At 35.8% G+C, this 14,277-nt stretch carries 8 protein-coding genes; 2 read left to right on the forward strand and 6 right to left on the reverse strand.

Translation table 11 applies throughout. The features are described from left to right. Window positions 1-9: 9 nt before the first annotated feature. The 5 genes from ACFSQJ_RS19675 to ACFSQJ_RS19695 all read right to left on the reverse strand — a co-directional run bounded on the left by ACFSQJ_RS19675 (window position 10) and on the right by ACFSQJ_RS19695 (window position 10,549). Entirely contained in the window at window positions 10-3,348 is a 3,339-nt protein-coding gene (locus ACFSQJ_RS19675; RefSeq protein WP_377768627.1) for a VCBS repeat-containing protein, read from the reverse strand. A gap of 112 nt (window positions 3,349-3,460) precedes the next feature. Then, the gene (locus tag ACFSQJ_RS19680) at window positions 3,461-4,984 is read right to left on the reverse strand and encodes a SusD/RagB family nutrient-binding outer membrane lipoprotein (protein ID WP_377768628.1); all 1,524 of its coding nucleotides are present in this window, start codon (window positions 4,982-4,984) and stop codon (window positions 3,461-3,463) included. A gap of 10 nt (window positions 4,985-4,994) precedes the next feature. Continuing rightward, complete coding sequence (locus ACFSQJ_RS19685; RefSeq protein WP_377768629.1) at window positions 4,995-8,102, reverse strand: SusC/RagA family TonB-linked outer membrane protein; 3,108 nt, start codon at window positions 8,100-8,102, stop codon at window positions 4,995-4,997. Window positions 8,103-8,307: 205 nt separating this feature from the next. After that, window positions 8,308-9,468, reverse strand: a complete 1,161-nt coding sequence (locus tag ACFSQJ_RS19690; RefSeq protein WP_377768630.1) for a family 10 glycosylhydrolase — start codon at window positions 9,466-9,468, stop codon at window positions 8,308-8,310. Next, window positions 9,443-10,549, reverse strand: coding sequence for a carbohydrate-binding family 9-like protein (locus tag ACFSQJ_RS19695; RefSeq protein ID WP_377768631.1), 1,107 nt, complete (start codon window positions 10,547-10,549; stop codon window positions 9,443-9,445). Before ACFSQJ_RS19695 ends, ACFSQJ_RS19690 begins: the two co-directional genes overlap by 26 nt. An 88-nt stretch (window positions 10,550-10,637) precedes the next feature. Here ACFSQJ_RS19695 and ACFSQJ_RS19700 point away from each other — a divergent pair, with 88 nt between their 5' ends. Together ACFSQJ_RS19700 and ACFSQJ_RS19705 are read left to right on the forward strand one after the other, a co-directional pair. Further along, on the forward strand, window positions 10,638-11,753 hold the full coding sequence (locus ACFSQJ_RS19700; RefSeq protein WP_377768632.1) for a sensor histidine kinase: 1,116 nt from the start codon (window positions 10,638-10,640) through the stop codon (window positions 11,751-11,753). A 5-nt stretch (window positions 11,754-11,758) separates the two neighbouring features. Continuing rightward, window positions 11,759-12,472 carry a LytR/AlgR family response regulator transcription factor gene (locus ACFSQJ_RS19705; protein WP_377768633.1) on the forward strand — a complete coding sequence of 238 codons (714 nt, stop codon included), beginning with the start codon at window positions 11,759-11,761 and terminating at the stop codon, window positions 12,470-12,472. Window positions 12,473-12,749: 277 nt separating this feature from the next. Here ACFSQJ_RS19705 and ACFSQJ_RS19710 read toward each other — a convergent pair whose 3' ends face one another. Continuing rightward, the gene (locus tag ACFSQJ_RS19710; RefSeq protein WP_377768634.1) at window positions 12,750-14,162 is read right to left on the reverse strand and encodes a M16 family metallopeptidase; all 1,413 of its coding nucleotides are present in this window, start codon (window positions 14,160-14,162) and stop codon (window positions 12,750-12,752) included. Window positions 14,163-14,277: the final 115 nt, after the last annotated feature.

Raw genomic sequence — 14,277 nt, forward strand, 5'->3', positions numbered from 1 at the left:
TTGAAATTGTCATTTTTTTATTTTTCGTTCAAAGAGTTGTAGTTGGTCATTATTATTCGCAACTACAATTACCTCTTTGTTTGCTATTTTCATTTGAAGAAGATTTTTGGTATCACCATAGGTGAAAAATCCACTTTTAGTATTTTCTACGGCCTTAAAATTGCCCTTACCATCTCCTAAGAGCAAAACGCCAATACCGGCATCGCTTCTTGGTGTTTCTATTTCGGATACGTAAAGGTTACCGACCGAAAGCACATCTAAATATCCATCACCATTAAAGTCATCTGCTATGGCATCATTCAAATTGGTCAATTGTGCTTCGGAAGGAAGCTCTTTCATTTTAAAACTGCCGTTACCTAAATTTTCTACATAATATGACGCAAAAGTATTTGCTTGGTAGTGCAGTGCATTCTTTAAGTCCGCTTCCCCATATATCTCGCTGATTTCCATTGAAGCAAAAAGATCGTATTTTTTAATTTCTTTCTTTAGCCCTGGTATTTGTTCCGAAGAACACGAAAACCCTCTAAGAGGATAATGCTTGTTGTTAGTATGGTATCCTAAAACAATGTCTCCAATTCCATTACCGTCAAAATCCTTGTAATAAATATCAAAAGGTTCTGTTGGAGAAGTTTTGTATTTGTAGTTAAGTCCTAAGTTACCAGCAATAAAATCAATATCACCATCGGCATCAAAGTCACTAGGTATCGAACTGAACCACCATCCGACGGTGTTCTCAAATTCTGGAATATTTTCTTTGCTTAAACTCCCTCCATTATTCGAAAAAACAGTAATTGGCATCCATTCTCCTACCACGATTAAGTCCAAATCATCATCCATATCATAATCTAGCCAAATGGCATCGGTTACCATACCTACATTTTCAAGCTCTGGAGCCAATTCAGAAGTTACGTTTTTCAAGCTTCCGCCATTATTTAAAAACAATGTACTTGACGCTGGAAGAGGGTATTGATGTGGCACATGCCTACCACCAACAAATACATCTAAATCGCCATCTTTATCATAATCTGCAACTACCACCTTAGAACCACTGTCTCTACCTGCGTTCAATAAAGCTCCTTTTTTGAAACTGCCGGTACCATCATTTAAGTATAGTCTATCTGCATAATGAAAGTCATTTTTTGCATATTCATTACCGCCACTAACCACATATAAATCTTCGGAACCATCGCCATTTACATCAAAAAAAACAGCATCTATATCTTCATAAGGTGCTTCTTTTTTCCAAAATTTAATATCAGTTTTCACAAACCCTCCATTGGCATTTTGAATCATTATCGCAGGCTCAAAACCTGAAGCACCTCCAATAAAAACATCATCTAAACCATCGCCATTTATATCTGCTTTTGCTAGGGCTGGGCCAAATTGAGATAATTTATGAGGTAGTAAAATTTGATGGTCAAAATCATCAAAATCGTTTTCTTGATGATTGTATACTAAACTTGCTGTTTTCGTAATATCCAGAAATAGATTGTCAACCTTTTGCTTTTTTTTCTTTTCAAAAGAGCTTGCATCCTCCATTGCCAATTTTATCAATGCATTGGATTTTAAATTGGTTTTTATGGTCTTTTTACCATTAGGCCAAAAGACTTCGAGCGTATCTATTTTTTTTGAATCCCCAAGACCAAAATGAACATAAGGTTCACTTGTTGAATATATGCCTCTTACATTGGTAGTTTCAAAAAACTGCTCTTGGCCATTTGTTACAATACGGACTCGCGAACCAAAGGTGTTTTTATTCTCTTTATCAACTAGTTGTACTCTTAAATAATTTGAATTTGGAATCGATTCTGAGTTATTGCGGTAAACAAAGGCCTGTTCATTAATGTTGTTTACCACTATATCCAGGTCACCATCATTGTCTAAATCTGCGTAAACCGAGCCATTGGAAAACGATTTTTCGGTTAAACCCCAATCATCCATTACTTTTTCGAACTTAAAGTCACCCCTATTTTTAAATGCGTAATTTTTCAACGGCTGTGATGGCAAAATGTCAAGAGCTTTATCCAAGTCCAGTATATCCCAAATACTAACATCTCCCGCATTCGGGTTTTCGGCAATCCATTTATTGGCCGTATCCAGAACATACTGACCAACTTCTTTATCGGCATCCGTATTTCTGATGTCACGCAATAGCCCGTTCGTTACATATGCATCTTTTAATCCATCATTATCAAAATCTGCCAAAAGATTGCTCCAGCTCCAATCTGTTGCTTCCATTCCTGTAAACTGTGCAACATCACTAAAAGTTCCATTACCATTATTTTTTTGAACGGTATTGTACATATATTGATAATGCCCCCCATCATTGACCACTTTCCAGAAAGCGTCGATATTCATTCCGCTCATGTTAGATTTAAGCCTAAAGTTATCTTCGGCTACCATATCTACAACAAAAATATCAAGCTGATTATCGTTATTTATATCGGCAATATCCACCCCCATACTGTAATAGGGCATGTGCTTTAATGATTCATTGGCTTTATTGGTAAAGGTTCCATCTCCATTATTTACAAATAGAAAGTCAGGAGCATAAAAATCATTGGCAACGTAGATATCTACAAAACCATCATTATTAATATCGCTTGCTGAAACCCCATTGGGAAATCCGGTAATAGCAACGCCAGCTTCTTTTGAAACGTCTTCGAATTTATCACCATGATTTCTATATAATTTTAAGTGGAATTCTGGTTTAAGTAGCTCCGATCCTCTATATTCTGAAAAATTACCAGGATTCGGCGGCTGTGTTAAAAGAAATAGATCCAACAAACCGTCGTTGTTATAATCTAAAAAAGTAGCGTGTCGTGTGCGTTGACTATTGGCAACTCCATAGGCAGCACCCATTTCTGTAAAAGTACCATCACCTTTATTTATATAAAGTAAGTTTGTTCTTAATTCGGGTTTTTTATCATACAATTCCCTACTGACATAGATATCTTGAAACCCATCATTATTAACATCTGCGATGGTCACTCCGGTTGACCAGCCATTATCTTTTGAAATACCCGATGCTGATGTCGCGTCTTCAAATTGAAGGTTTCCTTTATTTAGGAATAACTTGTCAGGCACCAGGTTACCAGCAAAAAACAAATCTTGCAGGCCATCATTATTAAAATCTCCTACGCCTACGCCTGCACCACCATAAAAATTTGCATATTGAAATATACTCAACTCCTTTTCGTCTTTTATATCATTAGAAAAATGAATGCCTGTTTCTGCCGAAGTCAATAAAGAGAAACGCGTATTTGGTATAACTTCTTCTTTATCACATGAAAAAACTATGATAAAAAAAGAACTAAATACTATAAAGATGGTGTACTTTTTAAACACGTTCTAAAGCTATAAAATTTAATTCTTAAAATAGATAAAGGAGAGTCGCCTCTCCCTTATCTGCTTGAATAAAACTAAACTAACTCATTAATTAATGAGGAAAAAACTTAAATTATTCAACATCCCACCACATTCTGGTAAAGAATTGATCAGCACCTTGTCTTCCAATTACAGCTTGATAATTATCCGCATTGGTAGTTTGTTCGCGCTCAAAATACCTTAGCCTTCTTGGGATTTCACCGTTACTTTCGTTGCCAGGATAATTATTTGGTGTTAAAGCAGGAATTCCTGTTCTTCTCCAATTCGCATAGGCTTCAATATGATTCAAGAAGGTAACAATCCAATACTGTGTATTTACTTGAACCAAACCGTTTGCAGCATCATAAGGATTTGCCGCTAAATAATCAGCAATCTCAGTGTCTGTAATACTTTGGTCACCTACATCATATAAATCTAATTGTCTCATGGCCGCTTCTACCCCAGCAGCGTAGTTAGTTGCAGCATCTGTGCCTATTCCCCATCTAATATTTGCTTCTGCTAGCATAAATGCGACTTCGGCATAGGTTTGAAAAAAGTACGGGTCGTCTTCTCCCGTAATCAAATTTCTATTAGGTTCGGAAAAGTTATTTAAATCATCTCCACCAGGAATAGCTTGAACCGTTGTTCCATCCAAGCCGTTAGGTAAACCTCTTTGTAATGCTGGATCATTAGAACCACTGGTATTTCTATCTCCATCATCATCTGGAAGAGCGGCATAAATACGCATTCTTGGATCGCTTGTGCTACTCAAAGCATTGATAAAGGTATCGCTCATACGCATACTATCATCTGCTTGAAAAACCTGACCGTTACCATTTCTATTGATACCTTCCGGACCATTTGTATGTCTCATATAGGCGATGTCGTCATTTGACTCCATAACCCCGCCATCAATAGCTCTTTGTGCCCATTGTTGTGCTGCGGTTGCATCAACTTTAATGAGCCGAAGTCCAAGGCGCAACATCATCGAATAGCCAAATCTTCTCCATTTACCTTGGTCACCATCAAATAATACATCTGCGCTTCCAAATTGTGAAGTACCATCGGGCAAAGCTGCTGTAGCTTCAGCCAATTCATTTAACATATCTGCATAAATCTCGCTTTGTAGATCATAAACTGGTCTAAAAACACCATCTGCAAAAGCCTTACCCGCTTCACTATAAGGAACGTCACCATATAAATCTGTAATCTTATGATATACAAATACCCGCCAGATTCTTGCTATTGCCAACATATCATCAGAATATTGTCCCTCTTCATCGCTTTCTAGTTGATTAATGATATCTTCAATACCTTTCACATGATCATTATACCCTCTTTCAAACCAAGCCCCAGACCATTGAGCATTATATAAATAACGATCTCCGGCACCCAAACCACTTGGGTTTGCCATGTGTTGAATCATATAAGAGCTGTATATTATATTTGCTCTCCAATTTTCAAATCGATCTCCAGCTGTAAACAAGAGGTTTGCTGTAAATTTAGGTGCTGGATCTAAAGATGTGGCAGCATTTGGATTTGTATTTAAATCTTCAAACCCTTCGTCACAGCTTAATAATACACTAAAAGCTGCAATTAATATTAGTATTTTTTTCATAGTGTTATTTTTAGAATTTAACATTTAAGGTTAGACCATAGCTACCTATTGGTGGCAAACCAAAATATTCTAGCCCTTGTGCATTACCTGCATTAAAGGCAGATTCAGGATTAATATTATCAGCCGCCCGGGAAATAAAGAATAGATCCCTACCTACAAATGATATGCTGGCACTTTGGATAAAAGTGTTTTCCAATAAGCTACTCGGTAGAGTATAGCCAAAACTTAACTGTCTAAGTTTTATGAAATCTGCATCATAAGTTACTTCTTCTGCTATTGAACCCAATCTTCCATAATATGATTGCAAGGTTGAGTCATCATGGGTAAAGGTGAAAGGATTTCCAGCTTCATCAACACCACTGACCGTTAAACCTCCTTCCCTACCTTCTAAGGTATTCTTGTGTAATCCATTACCATAAGCAATAGCATTTGTGCCTGAATATACTTGACCACCAAATTTACCATCTATCAAGAAGCTTAGATTGAAATTCTTATAATTGAACGAATTGTTCCAACCAACGGTCCATGGTGGTACACCATCTCCTAAAACTTGTCTTTCTGGATTAATTACTGGTAATCCTGCGGCATCATAAACAATCTGACCATTATTTCTTAAAAAAGCTGTACCTACAATCTTTCCAAAGCGCTCACCTGGTCTGTGAATAATATTCGCAGCAAAAGTTCTTACATTCCCAACGTTCACATCATTTCCTGCATCATCTGTAGACTCAACCAAACTTTCATTAAAAGTTAGGTTAACACTTGTATTCCAAGCAAAGTTCTGATTACGAATAGGCGTTCCTCTCAGTAGCATCTCAATGCCCTTATTTTTTAGAACACCAATGTTAGATGCAACATTACTAAAACCTGAACTGTTTGAAATATCAACATTCAAGATATCACCGTCTGTTGTATTTGTATAGTATGCAATATCCAACCCTAAGCGGTTATCCAAAAAACTTAAGTCTAAACCTATTTCTGTCTCTGATTTTAAAAATGGTACTAATGCCTCATTAGGTACGGTTGAACCCTGTATTCTACCTAAGGGTTGCCCTAAGTGCCCTTGCCCAAAAATTTCAAATGGCAAGCTTAAACTATATGGATCAGGAGCTCCACCACCTACTTCCGAATATGCTACCCTTAGTCTACCAAAACTTAGCCAATCTGCATTATCCATTAATTCTGAAAATACTAAACTTGCACTAGCTGAACCATAAAATTCATTATTGGGCGTCTCTTTATTTGGTGCCGATAATGTTGAAAACCATTCGTTACGACCTGTTACCGTAAGATATAAATAGTCTTTATAAGAGAATTCCACCGAACCATATAAAGCTGAAAGTGCAAGTTCATTTAGTTCTCTTCTTCTACTGGCATTTTCAACATTTCCTAAGATTTCAAGAAATGGCACTACAAAACGCTCACCTCTAAGGAATAAAAAATCACTTCTTTGTGTATTCTTATTTGCGCCAAAAAAAGCCTCTACATTTAAATCATTATTAATTGCCTTATCTATCCCTAAAATAATATCGGCGTCAACCTGAGTTAGATTATTCTCTTGTTCGTTTATTGCGCCAGGTGGGTTAAATGCAGTACCAAAACCTTCTACTACAGTTCCTCTAATAGTTTGATGATCAATACCGGCTCTACCAGTAAGACTTAACCAATCTAAAATATCATATTTTAAAGTTGCCGAACTTAAAATGCGATTTCTACGATCAAATGATCTAAATCTTGAGGCAGCCCAATAAGGATTTTGTACAAATGGATTAGATGAAATTTGGTCTTCAAATCCATCATCTCTAGCACCATTAGTAGCAGAACTTAAATCCAATACATTAACATTAGCAGGTAATACAGCAGGAGCAAAATTTGGATTACCCGGCGTATCTGATATTCTTGGCCTATTATTAACCTTCTCAACCACATACCTAGCGCTCAAGTTTAAAGAAAGTTTTTCATTATGAACAGCTCCCAGATTTAATGAAAATGATTTTCTATTTAATTTAGAATTTGGTACTACATCTTCGTTATCTAGATTGGAAATACCAAAACGATAATTAAAATCTTCTTTGCTCTTGGATAAAGCAACCGTATTTATAAAAGTTGTCCCTGTTCTATAAAATCTACTTAGATTGTCACCAGCATCGGTATATGGTCTGGAAACACCATCATATTGAACAGAATTTGCGGTACTTCCTAATCTTGGACCCCAAGAATTAAAAGCATTGTCCAAAGCTTCTTGAGCAGATGTTGGAGCAACTCCCTGACTACCTTGTCCATATTCTCTTTGAAAATCTCGGACACCTTCTTGTATATTGTCAAAAGTTACTTGGCTACTATACTCAACTCCAAATCCTTCTCTCTCTTGACCATTTTTAGTAGTAATTATAATAACCCCTGCAGATGCTCTTGAACCATATAATGCAGCGGCGGCACCACCTTTTAATACACTAACCGATTCAATATCATCAGGATTAATACTGGAAACCCCATCGCCAAAATCAGAACCACCCCATTCACTGGCCGCTCCTAACTGTGTATTATCAATGGTAACCCCATCAACAACATACAATGGTTGATTATCATTATCGTTATTCAATGAGGACGCCCCACGAATTACCACCCTACTGGTACCAGCAGCACCGGTAGCCGGAGGTGTAATATTCACACCTGCAACTTTTCCTTGCAATGCATTTAGGGCATTAGTTGTTTTTACTTCAGAGAGTGATTCACCCTCTAATTGGGTCACAGCATAACCCAGAGAACGTCTGTCTCTTTCAATGCCTAGTGCAGTTACAACGACTTCGTCTAAACTTTCCGCATCATCAGCTAAATAGACATTTAGTGTTGTTGTTCCTGCAGCCGACATTTCAATTGTAGCATAACCCAATGAAGAAAATACAAGTATTGCGTCTTCTGCCACACTTATATTGTAATTTCCATCGAAATCTGTAGAAGTTCCGTTTGAAGTTCCTTTTTCCACAACATTTACGCCGGGCAAAGGGTTTCCACTTTCATCCGTAACTGTACCTGTCACGGTTTTTTTCTGTGCCATTGCTCCTTGAAATACAAGTATTAAAAAAAGAAGCATGCAATACTTTAGTTTTTGTTTCATACTAGTTTAGGTTTACTTTTTATTGAGTTCAGTTTTTGGTTAATGAAATGTTAAGTTTATATATACTACGCTAGAATTGTAAAAATTTCGACCAATGACAATTGAGGAAAGCTAGACGAAGAAATTTAATCAACTACTATTTTTGGTAATGTTTGGCAAAGGGGGTTCAAACTCCTTTTAGTTATATACTTAAGAATTCGTTTTATTAATTACTCGCAGTTAAGTTTTTTACCACTAACAGGTGTTCACTAGATAGTGCCGGACCATCAAAAATTGAAACCCCCTTAGCCCCATTGGCTTTTGCGATTAGAATCGCTTTTTTGAGTTCTTCTGGGGTAAAATCAGGAATATAAAGTCCTGTGTGGAGCTCGGTCTTCTTGCCAACTAAATCGTTTACACCTTGCCGTGTTGCATAACCTATCCAGTCTAGCTCTTCATTATAAAAACCATGGTAAACCATTGGCAATACCACATCTATATTCCATTTATCCCAGCGTTGTCGTACCATATGGCCCGCCATTTCAGGATAAGGAAAAACCGCCGCTGTCAAATATTTATCGTTTTGATGGGCAATTCCATAAGCCTCATCAACGATTCGCTTTACCTGATTTAATCTAAAATTTTTCCATTCTATATCAATCTCTGGATGCTCCATATCCCTTGGGTTCTTGTGATGTAATTTTTCAAATTCTGAAATACATACTTCACAATAACAGAAATCGAATTCGGGCAACTCAGTATTCTGTTCTAGATTGTATTTTGGTAACAAGCCTATCGGTAAAAAAATATCTGAATATCTGATATAGTCTAAATGAACGCTCGCCACACCTTCTACCTTCGCAAGGCCTTCCACCAAGGAAAGAATATGCTTTCTAGATTCAACTCTGGTCGGACACATCCATTTGTAGTAACCTACATAGGGTGGGTTGTCATAACATGATTTTCCATCTCTACTAACTGCATACCATTCTGGATGTTCTTGGGCAACTTTATCTCCTGGGCGGTTTACCGTAAACATCCAAGCGTGCACTTCCAATCCTTCGTTTTTGGCCAACGGTGCCACTCTTCTTAAAAGTTCAGCATCTGTACCTGTATTAATTAGAACTGCGTCAAAACCTGAATTGCGATATTTCTTGAATTCTTTGATGTAAAAGGCATCGGTTTTCGCCTCGTTCGCTGTGAACCACGTCCAAAATTTAAACTCATCTTTTCTATTATTAAAGGTGGTTTTTTCAGCATCCTTGGCTTTCTTTTTTTTAGCCATCATTTGGTTATCTAAAAAACCAACTGCTAAGAGAGACAACAAAACAGCTATCAGAATCTTAGCGCCATTGCCTTTATTATTTGATGCTGTTGAACTTTCCATCTTTACTTATAATTAGTTTTTTATTGGTATAAGGGCTCAAAACCCAAAGGTTCCATCCTAACAAATGCTTTTCTAAATTCAGCGATATCGAGGTATCATCATTCACAAATTTGTCAGGAATTTCATAATTCAAGTCTTCATGTAATTTTCTGTACTGCTCGTATAACTTCCATTTCAACTTCTCATCTCTTGGCAACTCGAATTGAAAACCGCTAGAACTCAATTCATCTGAAAAATAGACATAGCCCCATCTTTCGGGTTCGTGCATATTGATTACCTCTTGTGGTGACCATACCCAATTATACTCGGGCATATACTTACCTGCGGCATCCTTTTTTCTCGAATAGTTCTTGTCAGAAATATCAAAATCCCAGTTAACCCTAGAAAAATTAATACGCCAAAAGTGATTAGCTGGAGCCTTATTACTATTTGAGGCTTCTGTAATAGCAACCCAGGGAATCGCAATTTCTATACTCCATCCCTTATCTTCATCACTTGGGTCGTTTAATGTTCCCTCTATTTTAATAGCAGATTTAAGCCCCTGAATATCCCAACTATCTAACACTTTCCCCCCATTTCTATAAGGCTTTGTTAAAAACAAATCCCAGGCTGTATTTAAAGCATTGATCTCTAATTCATAATAATTATGGGTATCGCCATCAGGATCTATGAATACCTCGAAATCATTATTGTAGAAAATAACCGTGTCTTTTTTCTTTAAATCGCCCCATACATGTTGCTCTTCCAGTTTTGCAAGCAAATAAAAGTATGTATCGTTCCACGCCATCTTCACTTTGGTATTGTACTTGGGTGCTTTAACCCCTTCAATATCAATGAAATTATCTGACCATGGTATGAACTGCCAAGCCACCTCATTTTCATTGCCATCAATTAATAATTCTTGGTCTATCTTAAAGGCGGTATAGATTTTTGGTATTGGTTGAGAAATTGAACAATGCATTCCTCCATACATTAAAAAAAGAGGTAGTAACATGCTCTTGACGAACTTGAAATCTACCCTAAAAAGATTCTCTTTTTTAGATTTATGGTAGTCTATACTATGGTCAGAGAATGATATCACAACTTTTTTATCTTAATAATATTCATAAATTTAGAGCGAACCAACTAGAATTTTAGACCAATAACCCTCGAGATTTGACAAACAACTCATGAAGAATAAAGTAAGTGCTTTTCAAGATTTAGGAATGAATGGTGATTACAATGATTTCTTGTTAAAACCAAAAGAAAAGCAGTATAATATCACCTACAAACACCATATCATCTTTTGGAGTATTTATTTCTTGTTCAATACATTACGATGGGGAAGTTATTTTCAAGACTATGATTATTCATTAAAATCAAATTTGATAGGTTTTCCTATTCATATGGCATTGACCTATTTTAATATTTACTTTTTAATGCCAAGGTTTGTCTATAAAAAGAAGTACTTTTTATATACTTTACTTATTGTAGCCTCACTTTTATTGATGCTATTCGCCAAGTACTACCTAACCTATTATTTTGTTACAACCAATGTCTGGCCCGAAGGTCCGGAGCCCATCGAGGTTATCACTTTCAACTATTCCATTCAAATGATGTTAGGTGAACTCTATGTGGTATCATTTGTGACGGCCATTAAAATCACAGTTGATTGGCTGGCCGAACATAGTAAATTACATGAATTGGAAAAGCGACAACTAGCCACTGAATTACGATTTTTAAGATCGCAGGTGTCTCCACATTTTTTCTTCAACACTTTAAATAATATTTACGCTTTAACTTTAAAAAAATCGAATAGGGCCCCAGAGGTTGTGCTTAAGTTATCAGAATTGATGAGATACCTTCTATATGCAACAGACAAGCGAAAACAGAGTTTAAAAAATGAAATTGAGTGCCTACAAAATTATATCGATTTAGAACGAATACGTTTTGACGACTCTCTTGAAATCGATATCGGACTAACAGGTAATATGGAAGGTAAGACCATAGCCCCCATGCTACTTATTCCCTTTGTTGAAAATTGTTTTAAGCATGGGGCCAGTAAGAATATCGGAAAAATGTCCATTTCTTTAGATATTGACGTAAAAGATGATTTTCTTTATTTAAACCTCAAAAATACCATACCGAAGAAGGCAGAAAATAACAAAATACCTACCAGAAGCGGTGGCATCGGTCTTTCAAATGTAAAAAAGAGACTAGAATTAGGTTACAACCCCGAAGATTATGAATTAAAGATTAAGAAAAAGAATAAAAAATTTCACGTTTTTCTAAAACTAAAAGTCTAATCAACATGATATTAAAAGTAATTATTATAGATGATGAACCTTTAGCGATCAACGTTATTGAGTCTCATTCGGAAAAAATTGACCAACTAGAAGTTGTCAAAACGTTTTCCAATGCGGTGAATGCAAGTATCTTTTTGCAAAGCAATACGGTTGATTTAATCTTTTTAGATATAAATATGCCCGTTTTAGACGGCTTCGGATTCTTAGAAACCTTAAAAAAGAAACCAATGGTTGTGATTACCTCTGCCCATGCAGAATACGCCTTAAAGAGTTATGAGGTAGAAGCTATTGACTACCTCGTAAAACCAGTATCTTTTCCGCGGTTTTTAAAAACCGTGAAACGGGTAATAGACCTACTCTCTAAAAATGAATCGATTCATCAAAAATCAAATGAAAATCCTAGTATCTTCATCAAAATAGATAATAAAAAGCTTCAAAAAGTATATCTGAATGAGATATTAGTTGTTGAAAGTCTAAAAGATTACATACGAATAAAAACAACATCGGACAAATACATAATTCACAAGACCTTAACTGGTTTCACTGATGAACTACCTAAAGATAAATTCATAAGAATTCATCGTTCGTATACTGTGGCTATTGATAAAATACAATCTGTAGAAGGTAATAGTGTCGAGATTGATGATATTAGGTATACAATTGGTCGGAGCTATTGCGACGAGGTAAAGAAAAAGATATTAAGTGACTATCATTCTTAACTAAAAAAGCCTCTAATTTCTTAGAGGCTTTTTTTAGTGGGCGCTGAGGGATTCGAACCTATTTTACCAACCCTTATGTTTATTGAGTTTTCCTTGCTCCTATTTTGTTATTAACCGAATTACAGACCGTTTTACGTTACCCTGACTTCGTAGAGGATAAAGATAACTATATCCTATCAAATAATATTTTTTTGACTCTTTTGAGTTTCAATTAGATGTTTGATCATAAGTATTTTTGTTTTGCTTGGAGAATAAGGATCTTTGTGTAATCATTCTCTCATTCTATATTTGGTGAAAACAATATCCTAAATGGCTTAGGCACCATCCATTTTTTAAAAACTTTCCTAACTTGTTTTGCCGTCAACCCTTGTTGTATTTGGAGCCTCTCAAAATAGGCATTGGGATTGTCATAATAAAGTAAGCTTTCGCCCAAAAGTGCTGTTCTACTCCATTGAAAACCTAAATTTTCTCGCATTTCTTTGATATCCATAATCTCACTTTCTTTAGCTAGCCCCAAATCACGTACAGTCAAATTCTTTTTTACAAGTCTTTTTATTCTGCCCAAAATAAATTTCTCTATCTGAATGCTATCGTTAGCATTTGGGAATTGAATTCTTAAGTGAAATTGTCCGGCAGTTTTATACATATCAGCATAAGCACCGCTTTTTATTACGGTAAACGGAAAGTAATTTTTAGCTTTAAAACTATTGTTTAAGTGTGCTGAAATGAGTCTAAGGACCGCATCATCTTTCAATTGATAATTCGGTATGGCCCAAGAAAAAACCATCGTATTTAAGGAATCGTTTTGGTGTGAGGTCTTCATTGAGATACCATCGTTTGATGGTACGATATGTTTTGAAACTTCATTTACTAGTCTTTTTTTCGATTCAACCTTACTAAAGTATTGATGGACCAATTTTTTAACCCTAGACATATCAAAATTGCCAACGACGAAAAGAATGATATTTTCTGAAAAGATTATTTCTTCATAACGCCGTTTAAAATCGTTTACGGAAAATGCTCTATTATTTTCAAGTTTACCATAACCGTTCGCTGCATAAGGATGCCCTTTGCCGAAAGTACCTTCACTTATTGCCAAACTCCCTTCAGCACTCCAATGGGGGTTTTTAGCATTCCGCTTAATTTCTAATAGCACTTTTTTTCTTTCATATTCAATCCGATTTTCTGTTATAGCATTTGCTCCCGCAATTAATCTGCCGGAAGCTCTTTCTAAAGCGAGATTTATTCCTTCTGGTATTACTTTCAAATAAAATCTACTGAAGTCTTTTTTAACTTGGGCATTACTTCCCTTTAAATAAGAATCAAAAAATACTTTTTTACTTACTGAATCCATTTTATTGTAAGGCATTACATGTTCAAAAAAATGTTGTAATCCATATTCATTAGGATTGTCAATTGCAGTTCCATCACGAATCCAAAATTCTACCGAAACTTCATTAACATTCTTGTCTGGTTGTAAAATTACTTCCAATCCATTTTGAAGCGTGTAATGATTATATTTTAACTGTAAGGAATCTAGTTGACTGTTGGTGTTTGCAGGTTTAAAATGTAAAATACCTTCAGAATTAAAATCATCATCAACCCTCAGATTATTTTTTATTGATAGGTCTTGAGAGAGACTAAAACTAGAGATCATTAGCGCTAGTAATCTTATTGTATTTCTTTTCATATCATGGATTTTGATTTGAACAAGTGTATCCAATCAGAAAAAAGATTACTATGTCAAGTAACAAAAAATAACATGCTATCATCCTATATGTACCAAAGCTGATTGAATTACTATT

Source organism: Croceitalea marina, from assembly GCF_042684265.1.
Classification (GTDB): Bacteria; Bacteroidota; Bacteroidia; order Flavobacteriales; family Flavobacteriaceae; genus Croceitalea; species Croceitalea marina.

Excerpts from the sequence above, each read along its gene's own strand:
- ACFSQJ_RS19680 (WP_377768628.1), bottom strand. The coding sequence starts at position 4,984 with ATGAAAAAAATACTAATATTAATTGCAGCTTTTAGTGTATTATTAAGC.
- ACFSQJ_RS19685 (WP_377768629.1), bottom strand. The coding sequence starts at position 8,102 with ATGAAACAAAAACTAAAGTATTGCATGCTTCTTTTTTTAATACTTGTA.
- ACFSQJ_RS19690 (WP_377768630.1), bottom strand. The coding sequence starts at position 9,468 with ATGGAAAGTTCAACAGCATCAAATAATAAAGGCAATGGCGCTAAGATT.
- ACFSQJ_RS19705 (WP_377768633.1), top strand. The coding sequence starts at position 11,759 with ATGATATTAAAAGTAATTATTATAGATGATGAACCTTTAGCGATCAAC.
- ACFSQJ_RS19710 (WP_377768634.1), bottom strand. The coding sequence starts at position 14,162 with ATGAAAAGAAATACAATAAGATTACTAGCGCTAATGATCTCTAGTTTT.
- ACFSQJ_RS19700 (WP_377768632.1), top strand. The coding sequence starts at position 10,638 with ATGAAGAATAAAGTAAGTGCTTTTCAAGATTTAGGAATGAATGGTGAT.